Below are 19,592 nucleotides of genomic sequence, written 5' to 3'. Positions count from 1 at the left end.
GAATCATCTCTAAAAATAGGGTCAAACCAATAAAAAAAAGTAAGCAATATCGGGCTCCATCCTCAACAGAATAATGTTAATTTATCACAAAAACCCTTTATATTCGGTAATTATCATTAATTTAGTTTAGTCTTTTAAAAAAAATATTAAACAAATATGAATTCGGTAAAGAAGTCCTTCAGTATCAAAGACTTGGAAAATCTTTCAGGAATCAAGGCTCACACCATTCGTATTTGGGAAAAGCGTTACAATTTGCTGACCCCAGAGCGCACCGACACCAACATTCGGAACTACGATCTTAAGAACCTCCAAAAGTTGCTTAATATCACGCTTTTGTATAATAACGGGTATAAGATCTCCAAGATTGCCAAGATTCCAGAAGAGCGAATACCTATTATCGTACGAGAGATCGTTTCCGAGAATAGTGTAAAAAATCAGTCGATCAATGCGTTCAAGCTTTCTATGATCAATTTTGATCAGTCGCTCTTCTACTCTACCTACAACAGTCTTTTGGCTGAAAAATCATTTAGAGAGATCTTCTATGAAATATTTATTCCATTGCTCAACGAGCTTGGATTGCTATGGCAGACCGATACGATAAGCCCGGCGCACGAACATTTCATCACAGGCCTCATCAAACAGAAGATTCTGATCAATACCGAGAAGTTGCAGATGGCAGAGCCGAGTAATCGATCGAAGGTATTTGTGTTGTATTTGCCGGATAACGAAATTCACGAGATCGGTCTGTTATATTTAAATTATGAGGTGATCCTACATGGCTACCAATCCATTTACCTCGGACAAACGGTTCCTTTGGAGTCCTTGTCCGATCTGCTTAAATATTATGATAGCCTAAATTTTGTATCTTACTTCACTGTTACTCCTACCAAAGATAGATTAGATGGCTACTTGAAAGAGTTTATCGACCTTATCGGGAGCAACAAGGACAATCATCTGTGGATCTTAGGACATCAGACGCAATACATCGATCAAGCGTCACTTCAACCGAACATCAAAATTTTCGGCTCGATAACCGAAGTCGTTAAAGAATTGTAAAATTACAATCCCTACTGATGATTTGTTTAACTTTTATCTATATTTGTTAAACATGAAGAAATCAGTTTCGATTATCGGTTCGGGATTTTCAGCCCTCGCGGCATCCTGCTATTTGGCCAAGGCCCACTACGATGTTACCATCTATGAAAAGAATGCTACGATCGGCGGTAGGGCCAGGCAATTAAAGAAAGAAGGGTTCACTTTTGACATTGGACCCACATGGTATTGGATGCCTGATATCTTCGAGCGCTTCTTCGGCGACTTCGATAAGAAACCTTCCGACTATTATTCCATTGAAAAACTAAATCCTGCTTACAACGTTTACTTCGGCGAGCTCGACTATATTTCCATCGAGGACTCGCTAGAAAAGATCTGTGCGACCTTTGAAAAGGAAGAAGCAGGAAGTGGCGCAAAATTGCGCTCCTTTATCGCCAGTGCACAGGAGAACTATGATATTGCCATCAAGGATCTCGTGTACAGACCTGGTGTTTCACCATTAGAACTCGTGACACCCAAGACCATCAAAAAATTAGGCTTATTCATGAGCAACATCAAAAAGATGGTGCGCAGCGAGTTCAAGAACAAACGACTGGCACAGATCCTGGAGTTTCCAGTACTTTTTCTTGGTGCGAAGCCTAGCGATACCCCTGCATTTTACAACTTCATGAATTTTGCTGATTTCGGACTCGGTACCTGGCATCCCAAAAATGGCATGTACAGCGTCATCGAAGGTATGGCCAAACTTGCGCAAGAGCTCAATGTGAAGATCCACACGGAGAGTCCGGTAGAAAAAATAATCACGAAAAATGGAAAGGCCACTGGTATCGTGGTCAATGGTAAGACCATTGAATCGGATATCGTTCTTAGCGGTGCGGACTATCATCATTCAGAAACCCTGTTGGACAAAAAGGACCGGCAATATTCGGAATCCTACTGGAAAAAGAAAACATTTGCGCCCTCTTCCCTTCTTTTTTATGTAGGCTTTTCAAAGAAATTAGAGAATGTGGTACATCATACGCTATTCTTCGATGTCGATTTTGACGTACATGCCGAGGCCATCTACGATGATCCCAAATGGCCAAAAGAACCTCTATTTTATGCCAGTTTTCCTTCTAAGACCGATGCCAGCGCCGCCCCTGAGGGAAAAGAAGCGGGAATTTTTCTCATACCGCTAGCCCCAGGAATCGAGGACACTCCAGAGGTAAGAGAACAGTATTTTGACATTATTATGGAGCGGTTTCAACGCCTTACCGACCAAGACATCACAAAAAACATTATATTTAAAGAGTCCTTTTGTGTAAACGACTTTGTAAAAGATTACAATTCGTACAAAGGAAATGCATACGGTATGGCCAATACACTGATGCAAACGGCATTTTTAAGACCCAAGCTGAAAAGTAAAAAAGTGAAGAACTTGTTTTTTACTGGGCAGCTTACTGTTCCTGGCCCAGGTGTACCACCATCTTTGATCTCAGGGAAATTGGCGGCAGAACTTATTAACCAACATCACCCAATTCAATGAAAGTAATTTTTGACAATGTATCTGCTGGTTGCAGCAAATTAGTAACCGAGTCCTATAGCACCTCATTCTCATTGGCCACAAAAATGTTGGCTCCCTCTATAAGACAAGATATCTACAATATCTATGGCTTTGTCCGATTTGCAGACGAGATCGTAGATACTTTTCATGATTACAATAAAGAAGAACTTTTTGAGAAATTCGAGAAGGATCTGGAGCTTGCCTTGAAAAATGGCATAAGCATGAATCCCATTCTCAATTCATTTCAACATACGGTGAATACGTATGGTATAGGAAAAGAGTTGATCGATGCATTTATGAAAAGCATGCGACAGGACCTAGAAAAGAAGGTATATACAACGCATGAAGAATATCAAGAATATATCTATGGCTCCGCTGATGTGGTCGGCCTAATGTGTCTCACCGTATTCGTCAAAGGCGACATGGATAAATACAGCGAGCTAAGAACCTCCGCGATGGCTCTAGGTTCGGCATTTCAAAAGGTGAACTTTTTACGGGATCTTAAAGCCGACCATGACGATCTAGGTCGTACTTACTTCCCAGATACCGATCTTCAGCATTTGAATGAAGAGGATAAAAGGAAGATCATCTCAGAGATCGAACAAGATTTCGCTATCGGCTATGCAGGAATTACGCAATTGCCGGTCGAAGCGAAGTTTGGCGTATATACGGCCTACAAATATTATCGCAAATTGTTGTTCAAATTGAAACGGACTCCCTCTTTAAAGATCAAAACCACCAGAATACGAGTTCCAAACTACCAAAAGGTAGGACTTTTGGCTTCCTCGTATGTAAATTATCGACTAAATTTGTTATAACGAAACGCACATTTAATCAGAATGAAAATAGCTATTTGGATCATTATCTTTCTTGGCACCTTTGGTATCATGGAATTCATGGCATGGTTTACCCACAAATACATTATGCATGGCTTCCTTTGGTCTTTGCACAAAGACCATCACCGCAAAGATCACGATTCGTGGTTTGAGCGTAATGATGCATTTTTCATATTCTATGCGGTGGTGAGCATGAGCTTTATTATGATCGCCGTCAACACCTCTTTCTGGTACGGCTGGCCTATCGGTATAGGAATTATGGCCTATGGAGCCACTTATTTTCTAGTTCATGACATTTTTATTCATCAGCGCTTCAAACTGTTTAGAAATGCCAATAACTGGTATGCACGCGGTATACGTCGTGCTCACAAAATCCACCATAAACATTTGGGTAAAGACAAAGGTGAATGCTTTGGAATGTTGTTTGTCCCCTTCAAATATTTTAAGAAATAGCCTCTTTCTGAGTTATGGCCAAAGCAATTATCATTGGAGCCGGCATTGCTGGTTTGGCCACTGCCCTACGACTCAAAAAAAAAGGCTATGATGTAGAGGTCTTTGAGGCAAATTCATATCCTGGAGGTAAACTTCATGTCATAGAAAAAGATGGCTTTCGTTTTGATACGGGCCCATCACTCTTAACGATGCCTCATCTCATCGATGAGCTTTTTGAACTATTCGAGAACGACCCCAAAAAATACTTTGTCTACAAAAAAAAAGATGTCATTTGTAACTACTTTTGGGAAGATGGCACCCGTTTTTCTGCAAAAGCTTCATTAGATACGTTTGTAAATGAGGCTGCTTCAAAATTCGACGAGCAAGCATCGACCATATCAAAATACCTCAAAAAGAACCAACTCAAATATGACCTGACGGCCAAGTTGTTCTTGGAAAATTCGCTTCATAAGATGCGTTCTTATCTAACTAAAGAAACATTTGAAGCCATTCTACAGATATATCGCCTCGATCTAATGAACACCTTGCATCGAACGAACGAGAAAGCATTTGGCAACAAAAAGCTCATTCAACTCTTTGATCGATACGCTACGTACAATGGCTCCTCACCTTATAAAACCCCTGGCATCATGTCCATGATCCCACATCTGGAAATGTATTATGGCACGTTCTTCCCAAAAGGAGGCATGCATCGCATAAGTCAAAGTTTATTTGAGCTTGCCAAGGAACAGGGTGTGGTGTTTCACTTTGAAAAAGCCGTGACAAAGATCATTCTTAAGGGCCAAAAAGCAGTAGGGGTCGAAACTACCGATCAACGATCATTTGGTGATATCATCGTATCCAATATGGACGTTCATCCCACCTATCGAAAACTACTCCATGAAGTCGATGCGCCAGAAAGGACCTTGCATCAGGAGCGGTCCAGCTCGGCATTGATCTTTTATTGGGGTATCAAAAAAACCTTTCCGAAGTTAGACCTTCACAATATCTTGTTCAGTGATGATTATGAGGCCGAATTTAATTCCTTATTCTCAGAAAAAGACCTATCCGAAGACCCGACGGTATATATAAATATCAGCGCTAAGGAGGAAGCCACAGACGCCCCTAAAGGTTGCGAGAATTGGTTTGTGATGATCAATACCCCAGGGAATTACGGTCAGGACTGGGAAGCATTGAAATTGAAAGCAAGAAGATCGATCATCGAAAAGATCGATCGTGTCCTTGGAACAGATATCGAGCAGTATATAGTTACCGAACAGGTGTGGGACCCGATCGGCATAGAGTCAGACACCAGTAGCTATCGCGGCGCGCTATACGGAGCGGCGAGCAATGATCGATTCGCTGCATTTTTGAGGCATCCAAATTTTAGTCGAAGCATAAAGCATTTGTATTTTTGTGGGGGTTCTGTGCATCCTGGGGGTGGAATTCCGCTATGTTTGCTATCCGCCAAGATCACCAGTGACTTAGTATCAAATGCAAAAAAATGATGACAAAAGACAAGACCCGCATACGACATCTATCCATTTTTTTGATTTGGCTGTTCAATATAACTGCAGTTATCGGAATTAGCATGGGACAAAGCGAATGGTTCACAGATAAGACTCCGCTGAACATGATCTTGATCCTTATCACATCCGTCCTTGTATTTCCTCTGAACACTTCAAAAAAATGGGGGCTATTCCTTTTCATAGGTGCCTTTGGTATTTTTGTTGAATGGTTGGGCGTTCATTACGGATTAATTTTTGGTGATTATAGCTATGGGCAGAATTTCGGACCAAAACTAGATGGTGTTCCCTATCTGATCGGTGTGAACTGGGCAATTCTAGTATTTATCACCTCCGAGATCTCCAAAAAGATCAGTCTCAATTATTGGGTCAGAGCGGTTATCGGCGCAGCCCTGATGGTTTTTCTAGATCTATTTATGGAAGTAAGTGCCCCAATATTTGATTTTTGGGCCTTTGACGGACAAGTTGCCCCATTGCAAAATTACGTTGGCTGGTTCTTTGTGGCGGTTTTTCTTCATCTGGTATTGCTTCGGGCCAAAATATCCATTCACCCTATTTTTGCTCAGCACCTCTATGCTTCACAATTGGCATTCTTTGTTTACTTTTTCTTTTGGCACCTATAACGTGGGTGAGAGTCCCTATCGCAAAGGTCATTCTATCGTCGATATATGAATTAGATTATTTGTAACTTTTTCCTATGAAATTTAGATCACTCCATAAATATTTTCTTATCAGTGTTGTTATACTAATCGCGGCTATATGCTTTGTGAGCTACGCTCCTGATGTTGATGTAAACGAATTAAGGCATCGCTACGCCTATGAAGATTCTCAATTTATGACGATAGACGAAATGCCGGTTCATTATCGGATCAATGGCCGTGGTCCTGCGCTGGTCCTGTTACATGGCACAGCGGCCTCTTTACATGCTTGGGAGGCATGGACCAAGGAACTATCAAATAGTTTTACGATCATCAGTTTGGACCTGCCCGCTTTTGGGCTTACTGGCCCAAATGACACTGGCGATTACTCCATCGATTATTATGTATCATTTTTAGATCGTTTCTTGAAGCGTTTGAATCTTCAAAATTTTCATTTGGGCGGAAACTCCCTAGGCGGAAACATCGCATGGAACTATGCGCTGAAGTTTCCGATGAAAGTAAACAAACTGATCTTACTCAACGCTTCGGGATATCCTACAAACAAAGAAATCTCATTAGCATTCAAACTGGCGAAAAATGATATAGGCTCGACCATCGTAAGACATTTTACTCCAAAATCACTCGTTAGAAAAAGTTTGAGAGAAGTGTATCACAACGATGACCTGGTCACGACGCCACTTTTAGAAAGGTATTATGATCTTCAATTACGACAAGGGAATAGACAAGCGTTCATCGATCGAGCTCGTACCAAGGGCGGTGGTTCATATGTTCGCATCGGAGAAATTCAAAATCCGACCTTGATCCTCTGGGGGAAGGAGGATATTTGGATTCCCGTTGAGAATGCCAAAAGATTTCACGAGGACCTTCCTAATTCGAATTTGAAGATCTACGACGAGGTAGGACATGTACCTATGGAAGAAATTCCTAGAAAAAGTGCGATGGATGTAAAGGATTTTTTACTGAGTAAGTAGCATATCGATGGTTGCCCTTACCGTATCGCTATTCCAGTTGGCAGCACCCACCTTGTCGATAACGATCTCTCCGTTGAGATCGATAAGGTATGTTGCAGGGATTCCTGAAGAGCGAATCTCTTTTGGCGCCAAAGACCGTTGAAAGTAAAATGGCATAGTATACCCGTTTTTTTCCATGAAATTTACTACCGTCGCTTCATCATCCGATGTGACAAGGACAAAGGCCACCTTCCCCTTATAGTCATCATATAACTTCTGAAGGCTAGGCATCTCTGCAATACAAGGAGGGCACCATGTCGCCCAAAAGTTGACCAACACCACCTTGCCTGAGAAATCTTTGAGATTTACTTGTCTCCCCTCTCGGCTGGCCATCATGAAATCGTAGTTAGCAAGCTTTTCTCTACTCCCCGCATCATTGATACTAGGGGCGAACAGTCCAATAGCTTTGTTGAAGAACACCTGTATTGGCATTCGTGTTTGCGGGATGATCATGAGGACTATGAATGCTACAAAAACGAGATTTATTAGAGAGGGTCTTTTTAGTTTCATAAGAGCGATAAATAAAAGAAGCGCAACCCATAAGTCGGAATTGCGCTCCTAATCTAACAACAAATAACTAAACATAAATGCTGAAGAACTGAAATATGAAAGTCATATTCCAGTTCTGTCGATTAATTTCGGGTCACTGTAATTGAATTCGATAGGTCAAAATTGCCTTGAATACCACTGGCGTTCATGCCCATCTCGGCGCCCATGATCTCTCCCTCGTATCGAAGGTGCCAGATTAGACATACACCTGCTCCTGCAGCGTCGAAATCCACGCCTTCTACCGCTGCCAAGGTTGGAGGCAATCCTAATATATTCCCCGCATCATCCGTGATCACCCAAGTACTGCTAGAACCGCTAGCGTTGGTAAGGTCTTGTGTGATCCCGCTTACGTTATCAGGAGTGCCGTCTACGGTAAAGGTAAAAGGACCTCCCGAAATCGTACCTGCCTCGGCCATGGCATTTCTTGTCACTGTAATTGAATTCGATAGGTCAAAATTGCCTTGAATACCACTGGCGTTCATGCCCATCTCGGCGCCCGTGATCTCTCCCTCATATCGTAGGTACCAGATAAGACATACACCTACCCCAGCTCCGTCAAAGTCAACACCTTCTACCGCTGCCAAGGTTGGAGGCAATCCTAATATATTCCCCGCATCATCCGTGATCACCCAAGTACTGCTAGAACCGCTAGCGTTGGTAAGGTCCTGTGTGATCCCGCTTACGTTATCTACGGTACCATCGACTGTGAAAGTGAAGGGTCCACCAGCGATAGTTCCGGCGTTGGCAGCTACATTTCTTGTGACGGTGATAGCATTGGAAAGATCAAAGTTACCTTGAATACCGCTGGCGTTCATGCCCATCTCCGCCCCGGTGATCTCTCCCTCATAACGCAGGTACCAGATTAGACATACGCCTGCACCTGCATCATCGAAGTTGACGCCTTCAACATCGGCCAATGTTGGTGGTAATCCTAAGATGTTACCCGCATCATCAGTGATGACCCATGTACTATTGGAGCCGCTGGCATTACTCAAATCCTGTGTGATTCCACTAACATTATCTACCGTTCCATCTACCACGAAGGTGAAAGGACCTCCCGAGATAGTTCCTGCCTCGGCGGGTAAATTCCTTGTCACTGTGATCGAGTTGGAAAGGTCAAAGTTACCTTGGATATTGTTTGCATTCATGCCCATTGCGGCTCCTGTAATTTCTCCTTCATATCGTAAGTACCATATAAGGCACACGCCTGCTCCGGCGTCATCGAAGTTTACACCTTCTACATCTGCTAGCGTAGGTGGAAGACCTAAAATATTACCAGTATCATCCGTGATCACCCAAGTGCTACTAGAACCACTGGCATTGGTGAGGTCCTGTGTGATCCCGCTTACATTATCGGCGGTACCATCAACTGTGAAGGTAAAAGGGCCTCCAGCAATTGTTCCTGCATTGGCCTGCCCTTGTCGAGTGACCGTTATGGAATTGGACAGATCGAAGTTGCCTTCTAGGTCACCGGCATTCATACCCATCTCAGCTCCGCTAATGGTACCTTCATAGCGTAGATACCAAATAAGACAAACACCAGCGCCGGCGTCATCGAAATCTACGGCTTCGAGCGCCTCGATATTAGGTGGTAATCCTAGAATATTGTTCTGGTCATCCGTAATTACAAACGTACTATTTGCACCTACGGCAGCGGGATCGGTCGTGATACCACTTACGTTATCTGGTGTCCCATCCACCACAAATGTAAAAGGACCACCTGTGAGTGTACCTGCTTCGGCCACAATTGGAGCTGGTCCATCATCATCGTTACTACAAGAAGCTGCAAACATTCCGATTGCGATCGCTCCTAAAAACATTTTTCTTATCATTGCTAACTTTGGTTTAGAAGTTAATTTTGATCCAAAGCTAGGAATGACTAGGCTTATAAAATGTTAGCTAGCTAACACTCCACTTTTTTTAGGCAATTTTTTCCAGCAATCGAATTTCCTTCCTGTTAAATTCGATGATGTTTTGCTCCTTAAGTTCGTTCATTAGAATGTTAAGGGTTGGACGAGATGTTCCAATGAGGGAAGCAATATCTTTTTGAGTGTATGGATGGTGGATCACTTTATCTCCTGTTTTTTCGCAATCATAGCCGAATTCCTCGCAAAGCTCGTTGAGAAATTCTACCAATCTGGTTTTTGTGTCTTTAAATAGCAACAATTGCAATCTTCTTTCCAGCTTCTTTATTCTAAAACCTAAGAATTTGTAGATCTTTAAGCTAAAGGTCTGATTGTCTCGCATCAATTCGTGCATGGTATTTACAGGGACCGGACAGATAGATGTATTGTTATCCAATGATTGCGCAAATTCATTTCGCTTTTCTACTCCCAAAATGGCCTTTTCCCCGAAGATCTCTCCTCTGGAGAGGATGGCTTTCACCACTTCATCCCCTTCTTCGGTATAATAGCCGATCTTCACCTTTCCCTTATCTATTAAATATACCTTAGTGGCATTGTCTTGTTCAAAATAGATATAGTCTTGCTTCTTATAGCAATCGAATTCGTGATCGTTCACGGCTTTATATTTTTTGAATTTGTGCGGACACAGCACATTGAATAGGTTGACGTCGTCAAAATACCATAGCGAGTTCATGACTTGTAGTACGATTTGATTGTTAGATGGTTGGATGGTCGAAAACGATTGGGTTTCCTTACGGAAAAGCAACTATTTATTTTACGTTTAAATGGTTTCTAACGGTGTTCATATCGTTTATTCTTTTGCAATCGGCATTCTTGGCTTCTTTGAAGATATAGACAAAAAAAGGCCACTGGAAATCAGTGGCCTTTAAAAATTTATTTTTTAAGGATCAAGCATTCTGCGCTTTGATCAAATTCAATGCAGAGCCAGCTTTAAACCATTCGATCTGCGCTGCATTATAGGTATGGTTTGCCATAATGATATCTTTACTTCCATCAGCATGTACCACTTCGATCGTCAATGGCTTGTCTGGCGCAAACTCGTTAAGATCAAGGAAATTGAAAGTATCATCTTCTTGGATCTTATCATAGTCTGCTTCATTGGCAAAGGTCAATCCTAACATTCCTTGCTTTTTCAAATTGGTCTCATGAATACGTGCAAAGGACTTCACCAACACGGCAACGACACCAAGGTGACGCGGCTCCATGGCGGCATGTTCTCTAGATGAGCCCTCGCCATAATTATGATCTCCTACTACAATGGTCGGAATTCCTTTTGCCTTGTATTCACGTTGCGTGTCTGGCACTCCTCCATATTCTCCAGTCAATTGGTTCTTTACGAAGTTGGTTTTCATATTATAGGCATTGACAGCTCCGATCAGGCAGTTATTGGAGATATTGTCTAAATGTCCTCGATAACGCAACCATGGTCCGGCCATAGAAATATGGTCGGTAGTACATTTCCCATGGGCCTTGATCAACAATTTAGCACCTTTGATCTCGTCTCCGATGGGCTCGAAAGGTGTGAGCAACTGTAGTCTCTCTGAAGTTGGACTTACATTGATCTTTACACCACTTCCATCCTCAACAGGAGCTAAATAGCCATTGTCTTTTACTTCAAAACCTTTTGGAGGTAGTTCCCATCCTGTAGGCTCATCCAACATTACTTCCTCACCATTTTCGTTGATCAGCTTATCGGTAAGCGGATTAAAATCCAATCGCCCAGCGATTGCAATTGCTGCAGTTAATTCAGGTGAAGCAACAAAGGCATGCGTGTTGGGGTTTCCATCGGCACGCTTGGCAAAATTTCTATTGAAGGAATGCACTATACTGTTTTTTGGTGCGTTCTTTGGATCCTCATATCTCGCCCACTGACCAATACAAGGTCCGCATGCGTTTGTAAATATCTTTGCGTCTAGTTTTTCAAACACTTGAAGGATACCGTCACGCTCTGCAGTATAACGAACCTGTTCAGATCCTGGATTGATACCAAACTCTGCTTTTGTCTTAAGGCCTTTATCCAAGGCTTGTTGTGCGATAGAAGATGCCCTAGAAAGGTCTTCGTATGAAGAATTGGTACAAGAACCGATCAATCCCCATTCCACTTTGATCGGCCAATCATTCTTTTTGGCCTTTGCGGTCATTTCTTTACCCACCGTAGTAGAAAGGTCTGGGGTGAATGGTCCATTCAGCAATGGCCCTAATTCGGACAAATTGATATCGATGACCTGATCGAAGTACTGTTCTGGATTGGCATATACTTCAGGATCGGCAGTCAAATATTCTTTCACTTCATTGGCCGCATCGGCTACGTCTTCTCTATCTGTGGCACGCAGGTATCTTTCCATAGACTCATCGTATCCGAAGGTCGAAGTTGTTGCTCCGATTTCGGCGCCCATGTTACAAATGGTCCCTTTACCCGTACATGACATTGCCGTTGCGCCTGGGCCAAAGTATTCTACTATCGCTCCGGTTCCTCCCTTTACAGTTAAGATCTCGGCTACCTTTAAAATTACGTCTTTAGGAGCTGTCCAACCAGAAAGTTTACCTGTCAATCGCACTCCTATCAATTTAGGGAATTTCAATTCCCAAGGCATCCCTGCCATCACATCTACCGCATCCGCACCACCGACACCGATGGCGATCATTCCTAGACCACCTGCATTCACTGTATGTGAATCCGTCCCTATCATCATTCCTCCTGGAAACGCATAGTTTTCTAGAACTACTTGGTGAATAATACCGGCGCCTGGTTTCCAAAAACCGATACCATATTTATTGGAGACCGACTCTAAAAAATTAAAGACTTCGTTACTCGTATTCAAGGCACTTTGAAGATCGATCGTTGCTCCTACTTTAGCTTGGATCAAGTGATCACAATGAACCGTAGTAGGGACGGCCACCTTGCTCTTGCCCGCCTGCATGAACTGCAATAAGGCCATCTGCGCCGTAGCATCTTGACAAGCAATACGATCTGGAGCGAAATCTACATAGTCTTTACCCCTTCTGTAGGCCGTAGAAGGTTTCCCATCCCAAAGATGTGAGTATAATATTTTTTCAGCTAAAGTTAAAGGTTTGCCAGTCACTTCGCGAGCTGCATCGACGCGCTCGGCCACTTGACTGTACACCTTTTTTATCATTTCAATATCGAAAGCCATTATAAAGTAAGTTTTATGTGTTCGAAAGTCCGACGAAATTACGAAAATCTAGACAGATTTTAAAGATTTCAGCGTATGAAGCTTTCTATTGAATATTCTTTGATCTATTAAGGAAAAAATCCTATGTTTTTTGATAAATGACAAATTCCGTCCCCCATAAATTATCAAATTGGTAAATCTAATCACTTAAAAAGTCCTACAAAAAAATGATGGTCGCGGAGTTTCATCATCGGTTTTTCATAAAAAGCATATAAAATGTACGAAAACGATATAGTTAATGACCAAAATACGATGATGAGCATCATTTTTCCCAGAAGCGTTTCAGGAGTCGCCAGATACTTTTGCAAGAGTAACAAGACGATGGAATAATTCAAAAGATATATAGAATAGGAGGTGAGACTGACGAATGTTACCGTTCTTACAATAGGCATGGGTGCCTTGGTAACGGCATTCATCTTAAACATCATCAATAGAACAGCCACGGAGATTGATGGCAGGTAAAATACATTGTAGAACATTGGATGTGAAGTCACCGTAAAGGATTTGAAAAACATGAAGCCATGTATTCCTATAAGCAATCCAATCCCTGCTGCGAATAATAACGATGCATATTTTTTTACAAAAGGAATGAAAGAAATGGCATACGCTCCTAAAAAACCATAATAGATGCTATCCAATCTGTAAATAACTGTTTTACGCACATTGGCCGACCAAAAAGAGTAATCGACATTTTGAATATTGAAGTGATACCAAAACTTGCTGCCTATAAAAAGAACGATCACCACAGCTGTAGTAAATAAGAAACACGATTTACCCCTTCTCAGTCCGAAAGCATTCAAGAGAAAAAATAATAACAATGGGCCAAGAACATAAGAGAATTCTTCGATTGATAAACTCCAAGATTCTGTAAAAAAGTTGCTCTGTGGACCATTGAAATTTTGAAGGAAAAAAAAGTAGCTGAGATAATCCTCTGCAAGATCGCTAAAAACAAAAATACCCAATAGGATATTGACCAATAGTATGAGATAGTAGTTTGGTAAGGTTCTAAACCATCGACGAATCCAGAAGTAAAGAAAGTGACCAAACCCACCTTTTCCTTGTATTATATTTCTCAGTAAAATTCCTCCGATCAGATATCCGCTAAGCACAAAAAATATATCTACCCCGATAGCACCACCGAGTTTGATTGCTGTGGTGAAGAGGCCTGTATTCGCTGGAGCTATGAGCAGTGACGTATGCGAGATCAATATGAGGAGTATTGCAATGGCCCTCACGATATCCAAACCGAAGATTCTGTTAGTGTAATTGATCCGCATAGGTGGCTTTGGAAGCCAAAGCTAGTAAATTAATAGGATTTATTCCTAAAGATAATGATGGTGAACATGGCGATGAGAATGGAGACCACAATCCCGGTACCACCAATGACCAAGAATGTAACGCCATCAACGGCCCCAATGATCCAGCGCATCGACCGAAAAAGTATACCGATGATCACGATGGCCATTCCGATTAGAAAAACGAAGATCGCCAAGGTGAAATTCTTCATTTTCATCTTAAAGCAAACTTGTGATGATCTGTTCTTCGGTGATGTTTTCGGCTTCGGCCTTATAATTTTTAATGATACGATGACGAAGGATTCCCAAGGCTACAGCCTGTACATCTTCAATATCTGGAGAAAATTTACCGTTCACAGCAGCATGCGCCTTTGCAGAGAGAATCAAATTTTGAGAGGCTCTTGGTCCGGCCCCCCAATCGATGTAATTTTTTACGAGCTCAGTAGCTTCACTGCCATCGGGACGTGTCTTTGCCACCAACCGTACAGCATACTCGATAACATTATCTGCCACCGGAATTCTTCTGACCAAATGTTGAATATCGATGATCTCCTTTGCCGAAAACATTGGGTTTACAATAATTTCTTCGTCAGAAGTTGTCGCCTTCACCACTTGTACCTCTTCCTCGAAAGACGGATAGGTGAGTTGTATCGCGAACATGAATCTATCCAATTGCGCCTCGGGCAACGGATAGGTCCCCTCTTGTTCGATAGGGTTTTGAGTGGCGAGCACAAAATAAGGGAGATCTAATTTATAATGATGCCCAGCAACAGTCACCGCACGCTCTTGCATTGCCTCTAATAGTGCTGCCTGTGTTTTTGGAGGGGTACGGTTGATCTCGTCTGCCAAGATGATATTGGCGAATACAGGGCCTTTGATGAACTTGAACTCTCGATTCTGATCCAATATCTCACTTCCCAAAATATCACTGGGCATAAGGTCTGGAGTAAACTGAATACGCTTGAAATCCAAGCCTAAAGCCTTTGCGATCGTATTCACCATCAAGGTCTTTGCCAATCCTGGAACACCGATCAACAAGGAATGTCCTCCAGAGAAAATGGAAAGTAATATTTGGTCTACCACCGCCTCTTGACCAACGATGACCTTTGCGATCTCTTCTTTGAGTTGTTGATGTTTTTTAACCAGTTGCTCAATGGCAGCCACGTCGCTCATAGCATCATTTTTTTAACCAATTGTTACTAAACTCGCAGTCTCGGTTATCTTCATTGACGCTGATGTAGGTGTCTTTTATCTTTTCTACCATCCACTTTTGGATGGCCTTCAGTTTTTTTTCTTTTAGCGCCAACTCTTTTATCTTGATATAGTCTTGCGAGAAATCCGCAATATGTTCTTCATATCGATTGGTCACCTTTAGGATCTTATACTTTTTACGGCCATCACGTTCTTCGTCTATCAAAGGATAGGACACTTGGTCATCCTTTAGATTCCGCACCTGACTGTAAAGGATGGGGTCCATCTTTGTAAGTTCGAATCGCGTATCCAAGGTGGTTGGATTGAAAAGTTGCCCTCCACTATTTCTTGTTTCCTTTTCGTCCGAGGCTTCTCTAGCTGCTTCTTCAAATGAGATCTCACCATCCACGATCCGTTGTCTTATGGTATTGATCTCTTCTTTCGCCTCTTGGAGTTCTTTATCACCGATCTCTGGAATCCTTATGATATGACGTATATCGATCTCTTGCCCGCGAATCTTCTCTACGAGCAGAATATGCCACCCATATTCCGTTTCAAAAGGTTCGGAGATCTCTCCTTCTTGCAAACTAAAAGCGACATCCCTGAACTCTTTTACCATTTGGGGTCTTTTGCGATAAAGGGTATATTTTCCACCTTTGGGGCGGGATCCTGGATCTTGAGAGTACAAAATTGCCTTGGTCGCAAAACTAGCTCCGTTCTCTATGACGTCCTTACGATATCCCTTTAGATCTTCGATCACTTTTTGTTTTGCTTCTTCGGAGATCTCTGGTTTGATCACAATTTGGGCGATTTCCATTTCTGCACCAAATAACGGACGTTCGTCTTCGGGAATCTTGTTAAAGAATTGACGAACTTCTTCGGGAGTGATCTCTATATCATCGATGACCTTAGACTGCATTTGGCTGGCCAACGCTTCTAATCGTTTTATGTCAAATAATTCCTTTCTAAGTTCTTCTTCGCTTTCTTTGTTGTAATATTCCACCACATTGTCTATCGACCCTAACTGACTAGAGAAATATTCCAACAGTTGGTCCACGACGCTATTGATACGTCCGTCGTCTATTTCAAGGCTATCTTGGATGGCGTGGTGAGCATACAATTTATCTTCCATCAATTTGCCTAAGATATTACATCGAGTAACATTTTCCATCGGAGCACCTTGCGCTTTTAGATCCAATATCATCTTGTCGATGTCGCTTTCGAGGATCACATAGTCACCAACTACAGAGGCCACACCATCTACTTTGATTCGTTGAAATGATTCTTTCTTTTCGGGCACCTGCTCCTCCGTTACCACCTCTGGATCAACTTGCGACTCTTCTTCTTGAGCGAAAGCGCTCGTAAACAATCCAAACACCACCAAAGCGGTAGTTACCATTCTATTCATAAATCTCATACTGTTTGTTCTTGATGGCATCATCAATGATATCTTTTTCTAATTTCTTAATGAATTCTAGCTTACGCCTGTTTATGATGATCTGCTTCACTGTAGGAGCAACATACGCCAAAGGTGCCGTATCGTTGCGTTGAAGCACATCGTTAACGCGCACCAAATATACCTCTAATGAGTCTTCCAGCGTAAAGAATTGTGATTTTTTTAAGTATTGGTCAGCTGGAGCATCTGTAAGTGGTGGAATCCGCTGATAGACCTGAACCGCCTTCGCCCAAACCGAGTCGTTGAGAGAATATGCCCTGAACTGCAAAGCGATAGAGTCCAAATAACGTTTGTCCTCCTCGTCAAAACGTTTGAGGCGAGTGGTAACTTCGGATATCCCGTTGTGTCGTTTGCTCAACTTGATATACCTCAGTTTTAATAGCTGTTCATTCAGTTTAAAATTCTCCTTGTTGTCTTCGTAAAAAGTAGCGATCTCGGTATCGCTTACGATGGTATCGATGCCCGCACTTACCAATGCTTCCTGATAGGTCTTTGTAAACAGGTCGTTCTCGTATTGCTGCACCAATTTTGAGAGAGATTCTTGCTTACCTTCACTGAGATTGAGTTTGGCCTTTTCGATGAGCAGTTGTTGTCTGGCCCAATTATCTATAAAATTTTTGACCATGATCGTACTATCGGTCGCTGCGATTCCTTCGGGCACCACTCCCTCTATATCGTTTTTATAGAGAAATTCGTTGCCAGCTCTCGCTATGACCTCGCCTGTTGGTTTTGGTTGAAACCATTCGCAAGAGGCCATTACAAGGAAGAGAAAAAATATACTATACTTCACTATTCTTGCCACGTTCAATTATTGGTTGCGATTAATTTTGAAAGCACTTTTTCATCTACAACGATCGTCCTTCCCTGCCGCAACTTTTCTGCCCATTGAGACTCTAAATATTGCTGATAATCATTGACCACTCTCCCTTTGGCCTCCTGCAGGGATTTTTGGCTTTCGGGAAGGATGTCTTTGACCCTGACGATCACAAAGTCGTCCTTTTCCTCATAGATCCGCGATACTCCTTCTTCTGTAAATTTAAAACCATTGGGCAATGCCTGATGTCCTTCCTCAACCGTTCCGGAGGTGAAGATAACATTTATAAGAGCACCCTCATTGATCTCGTCTTTGATTTGCTGAATGGATTTTTGCTTCGCTAACAGTTTCCTTACTTTCTTAGCAAAGGATTGTTTTGTACAGGAGGCGATCTCTACATCGGCTCTTTTTTTCCAGCGATATTTCCCTTTGTTCTTTTCATAATACCCTTGAAGCCCTATCGAATCACTTTTTGCCTTTTCCCAGATTTCCGTTTGCATCAGATCGAAAAGCAGCAACCCGTCTCTATACTCAGCAACGATTGCTGCGAACTCTTGATTTTCTTTCTCTAGATTGGCCTCATAATAGGCCAAATATTCCTTAGCCAAAAAATCTTTCAGCAACGAACGAATCATCATCTCACTATCCCCCTTCTTCAATCGCTGGTTGTACTGTTGTTTTTCGAGGAAAGATGCAAAATCACCGTAACGGATCACTTTATCCTCAATCGAGACCAATACCTTGTTCAAAAAATCTTTATCCGTGGGTTTCTTCCATTTTTTTTCAAAAAAATCATCGGTGATCATGGTGGTAAAAGCATTCACTGCCTTTGGATCCTCCTTGACCTTGTAGCGATCTTTAATACGCTCTACCAAGGACTGATCGATCAGCCTGCTTCGCATGTCCTTTTTGACCTTAGCCTCCAATTCTGCTTTCATATCGTCGAAGGTGCCTACAGGGTGCTTCTCTAGCAACTTTACAATGTGCCACCCATATTGCGACTCGAAAGGCTGACTAATATCTCCTGTTTTTTCGAGTGAAAATGCGACCTCTTCAAATTTTTGCGAACTACTTCGACCGCTACCCATCCTTGGCAGCTTTCCACCATTGATCGCAGAATTTCTATCGTCGGAAAATCGACGTACCAAACTTTCAAAGGTCTCTCCCTGCTGTAGCTTTCCGTATATCTCCTTGATCCGTTCTTGGGCAGGTTGCACCTTAACGGTGTCATTGGGATCGTTGGGACGTTCCCGAATCATCAAATGTGCCACCGTCACTTCTCCTTTGGAAGGACGTATATCCTCTACTTTGATCACATGATAGCCAAAACTTGTTCGCACTGGATCGGACACCTCCCCTGCTTTTGTGTTGTATGCCATGGTCTCAAAAGGGTAGACCATGTTGAAAGCGGAAAAATAACCTAAGTCCTCAACGAAGAGCTCTTTCCCATCATGCAACAGCTTTTTAAGGGTATCAAAATCCTCTTTTGCCAAACGTTTCTTCAACTGCTTTATCTTTCTAAACGCAGCCATGGTATCTTGCGCCGAGGCATTTTGAGGAACCTTTACCAAAATATGCTTGGCTTTTACCTCTTTGGCAATTCGCTGATGGGCCTCTCTTAAGAGCTTATCCGTGACCTTGGGGTCGGTCATATAGCTTTGCGCCAATTGCTTTCGATATCCCTCAAACTCTTGGAGATAGGATCGTTTCTCATTTAGTCCCAACTCTTTGGCCTGTCTCAATTTTAGTTTGTACGTAATAAATAGCTCTAAATAAGCCTTCATGTCTTTTTGTGACTCGTCTTGTACAAGGTCCAAATTCTTGTTGTATACCCTTAGGAACTCATCGGTATAGGTCGGGACGCCGTCTATGGTAAATAGTACTTCTTGCCCATTCTGCTGTGCGAAGGAGCAAACCAATAAAAACATAGAGACTAAGGACGTAAAGAAACGCTTCATAAAACCAGTATTTTAGCGACTGACAAAAATAAGAATTCGAAAATAGTTTACAACTACCCTAACAACGAAGAAAATTAAAAGAATTGTATTCCAACCATTACTGTTGTTCATTTTAACTTTTTTTTTTTGGGAAAACGACGTACTTTGCATC

At 42.2% G+C, this 19,592-nt stretch carries 17 protein-coding genes; 7 read left to right on the top strand and 10 right to left on the bottom strand.

Going from position 1 to position 19,592, the window contains the following annotated elements; translation table 11 throughout:
* Positions 1 to 156 precede the first annotated feature (156 nt).
* The 7 genes from ACFQ1M_RS03310 (at position 157) to ACFQ1M_RS03280 (ending at position 7,020) form a co-directional block, all read left to right on the top strand.
* On the top strand, positions 157 to 1,056 hold the full coding sequence (locus ACFQ1M_RS03310) for a MerR family transcriptional regulator (protein ID WP_386403838.1): 900 nt from the start codon (positions 157 to 159) through the stop codon (positions 1,054 to 1,056).
* 52 nt (positions 1,057 to 1,108) lie between these two features.
* The gene (locus tag ACFQ1M_RS03305; protein WP_386403835.1) at positions 1,109 to 2,578 is read left to right on the top strand and encodes a phytoene desaturase family protein; all 1,470 of its coding nucleotides are present in this window, start codon (positions 1,109 to 1,111) and stop codon (positions 2,576 to 2,578) included.
* Positions 2,575 to 3,414 (top strand): phytoene/squalene synthase family protein, encoded by an 840-nt coding sequence (locus tag ACFQ1M_RS03300; protein ID WP_386403832.1) that lies wholly within the window; start codon positions 2,575 to 2,577, stop codon positions 3,412 to 3,414. Before ACFQ1M_RS03305 ends, ACFQ1M_RS03300 begins: the two co-directional genes overlap by 4 nt.
* A 21-nt stretch (positions 3,415 to 3,435) precedes the next feature.
* Complete coding sequence (locus ACFQ1M_RS03295; RefSeq protein ID WP_386403829.1) at positions 3,436 to 3,885, top strand: sterol desaturase family protein; 450 nt, start codon at positions 3,436 to 3,438, stop codon at positions 3,883 to 3,885.
* 14 nt (positions 3,886 to 3,899) lie between these two features.
* Positions 3,900 to 5,372: a 1-hydroxycarotenoid 3,4-desaturase CrtD gene (gene crtD / locus ACFQ1M_RS03290; protein WP_386403826.1), complete on the top strand. Its 1,473-nt coding sequence runs from the start codon at positions 3,900 to 3,902 to the stop codon at positions 5,370 to 5,372.
* On the top strand, positions 5,369 to 6,013 hold the full coding sequence (locus tag ACFQ1M_RS03285; protein WP_386403823.1) for a carotenoid biosynthesis protein: 645 nt from the start codon (positions 5,369 to 5,371) through the stop codon (positions 6,011 to 6,013). Before crtD ends, ACFQ1M_RS03285 begins: the two co-directional genes overlap by 4 nt.
* Positions 6,014 to 6,087: 74 nt before the next feature.
* Positions 6,088 to 7,020, top strand: a complete 933-nt coding sequence (locus ACFQ1M_RS03280; protein ID WP_386403820.1) for an alpha/beta fold hydrolase — start codon at positions 6,088 to 6,090, stop codon at positions 7,018 to 7,020.
* Here the strand turns inward: ACFQ1M_RS03280 and ACFQ1M_RS03275 are convergent.
* From ACFQ1M_RS03275 to ACFQ1M_RS03230, 10 genes are all read right to left on the bottom strand, one after another.
* Positions 7,006 to 7,512 carry a TlpA family protein disulfide reductase gene (locus ACFQ1M_RS03275; RefSeq protein WP_386403817.1) on the bottom strand — a complete coding sequence of 169 codons (507 nt, stop codon included), beginning with the start codon at positions 7,510 to 7,512 and terminating at the stop codon, positions 7,006 to 7,008. The two genes, ACFQ1M_RS03280 and ACFQ1M_RS03275, sit on opposite strands and share 15 nt — an antisense overlap.
* A gap of 179 nt (positions 7,513 to 7,691) precedes the next feature.
* Positions 7,692 to 9,440, bottom strand: coding sequence for a hypothetical protein (locus ACFQ1M_RS03270; RefSeq protein WP_386403814.1), 1,749 nt, complete (start codon positions 9,438 to 9,440; stop codon positions 7,692 to 7,694).
* An 88-nt stretch (positions 9,441 to 9,528) separates the two neighbouring features.
* Positions 9,529 to 10,206: a Crp/Fnr family transcriptional regulator gene (locus tag ACFQ1M_RS03265; RefSeq protein WP_386403811.1), complete on the bottom strand. Its 678-nt coding sequence runs from the start codon at positions 10,204 to 10,206 to the stop codon at positions 9,529 to 9,531.
* A 214-nt stretch (positions 10,207 to 10,420) separates the two neighbouring features.
* The gene (locus tag ACFQ1M_RS03260) at positions 10,421 to 12,688 is read right to left on the bottom strand and encodes an aconitate hydratase (protein ID WP_386403808.1); all 2,268 of its coding nucleotides are present in this window, start codon (positions 12,686 to 12,688) and stop codon (positions 10,421 to 10,423) included.
* 182 nt (positions 12,689 to 12,870) lie between these two features.
* The gene (locus ACFQ1M_RS03255) at positions 12,871 to 14,004 is read right to left on the bottom strand and encodes an acyltransferase family protein (protein ID WP_386403805.1); all 1,134 of its coding nucleotides are present in this window, start codon (positions 14,002 to 14,004) and stop codon (positions 12,871 to 12,873) included.
* Between the two features lie 29 nt (positions 14,005 to 14,033).
* A complete protein-coding gene (locus tag ACFQ1M_RS03250; RefSeq protein WP_386403803.1) occupies positions 14,034 to 14,240 on the bottom strand; it encodes a hypothetical protein in 207 nt (68 codons plus the stop codon).
* Position 14,241: 1 nt separating this feature from the next.
* Positions 14,242 to 15,195 (bottom strand): AAA family ATPase, encoded by a 954-nt coding sequence (locus ACFQ1M_RS03245; RefSeq protein ID WP_386403800.1) that lies wholly within the window; start codon positions 15,193 to 15,195, stop codon positions 14,242 to 14,244.
* Between the two features lie 4 nt (positions 15,196 to 15,199).
* Positions 15,200 to 16,621, bottom strand: coding sequence for a peptidylprolyl isomerase (locus ACFQ1M_RS03240; protein ID WP_386403797.1), 1,422 nt, complete (start codon positions 16,619 to 16,621; stop codon positions 15,200 to 15,202).
* Positions 16,614 to 17,471: a peptidyl-prolyl cis-trans isomerase gene (locus ACFQ1M_RS03235; protein WP_386403795.1), complete on the bottom strand. Its 858-nt coding sequence runs from the start codon at positions 17,469 to 17,471 to the stop codon at positions 16,614 to 16,616. Before ACFQ1M_RS03235 ends, ACFQ1M_RS03240 begins: the two co-directional genes overlap by 8 nt.
* Positions 17,472 to 17,473: 2 nt before the next feature.
* The gene (locus tag ACFQ1M_RS03230) at positions 17,474 to 19,441 is read right to left on the bottom strand and encodes a peptidylprolyl isomerase (protein ID WP_386403793.1); all 1,968 of its coding nucleotides are present in this window, start codon (positions 19,439 to 19,441) and stop codon (positions 17,474 to 17,476) included.
* Positions 19,442 to 19,592: the final 151 nt, after the last annotated feature.

The sequence above is a fragment of the Sungkyunkwania multivorans genome, from assembly GCF_042675645.1.
In the GTDB taxonomy this organism is placed as follows: Bacteria; Bacteroidota; Bacteroidia; order Flavobacteriales; family Flavobacteriaceae; genus Sungkyunkwania; species Sungkyunkwania multivorans.
This window is presented reverse-complemented; position numbering and strand designations above follow the sequence as displayed.

Bases quoted from the DNA above. Each gene is read 5' to 3' on its own strand.
- ACFQ1M_RS03295 (WP_386403829.1), top strand. From the start codon at position 3,436: ATGAAAATAGCTATTTGGATCATTATCTTTCTTGGCACCTTTGGTATC.
- ACFQ1M_RS03265 (WP_386403811.1), bottom strand. From the start codon at position 10,206: ATGAACTCGCTATGGTATTTTGACGACGTCAACCTATTCAATGTGCTG.
- ACFQ1M_RS03250 (WP_386403803.1), bottom strand. From the start codon at position 14,240: ATGAAAATGAAGAATTTCACCTTGGCGATCTTCGTTTTTCTAATCGGA.
- ACFQ1M_RS03240 (WP_386403797.1), bottom strand. From the start codon at position 16,621: ATGAATAGAATGGTAACTACCGCTTTGGTGGTGTTTGGATTGTTTACG.
- ACFQ1M_RS03245 (WP_386403800.1), bottom strand. From the start codon at position 15,195: ATGAGCGACGTGGCTGCCATTGAGCAACTGGTTAAAAAACATCAACAA.
- ACFQ1M_RS03280 (WP_386403820.1), top strand. From the start codon at position 6,088: ATGAAATTTAGATCACTCCATAAATATTTTCTTATCAGTGTTGTTATA.
- ACFQ1M_RS03260 (WP_386403808.1), bottom strand. From the start codon at position 12,688: ATGGCTTTCGATATTGAAATGATAAAAAAGGTGTACAGTCAAGTGGCC.
- ACFQ1M_RS03300 (WP_386403832.1), top strand. From the start codon at position 2,575: ATGAAAGTAATTTTTGACAATGTATCTGCTGGTTGCAGCAAATTAGTA.
- ACFQ1M_RS03255 (WP_386403805.1), bottom strand. From the start codon at position 14,004: ATGCGGATCAATTACACTAACAGAATCTTCGGTTTGGATATCGTGAGG.
- ACFQ1M_RS03310 (WP_386403838.1), top strand. From the start codon at position 157: ATGAATTCGGTAAAGAAGTCCTTCAGTATCAAAGACTTGGAAAATCTT.
- ACFQ1M_RS03275 (WP_386403817.1), bottom strand. From the start codon at position 7,512: ATGATCATCCCGCAAACACGAATGCCAATACAGGTGTTCTTCAACAAA.
- ACFQ1M_RS03285 (WP_386403823.1), top strand. From the start codon at position 5,369: ATGATGACAAAAGACAAGACCCGCATACGACATCTATCCATTTTTTTG.
- ACFQ1M_RS03230 (WP_386403793.1), bottom strand. From the start codon at position 19,441: ATGAAGCGTTTCTTTACGTCCTTAGTCTCTATGTTTTTATTGGTTTGC.
- crtD (WP_386403826.1), top strand. From the start codon at position 3,900: ATGGCCAAAGCAATTATCATTGGAGCCGGCATTGCTGGTTTGGCCACT.
- ACFQ1M_RS03270 (WP_386403814.1), bottom strand. From the start codon at position 9,440: ATGATAAGAAAAATGTTTTTAGGAGCGATCGCAATCGGAATGTTTGCA.
- ACFQ1M_RS03305 (WP_386403835.1), top strand. From the start codon at position 1,109: ATGAAGAAATCAGTTTCGATTATCGGTTCGGGATTTTCAGCCCTCGCG.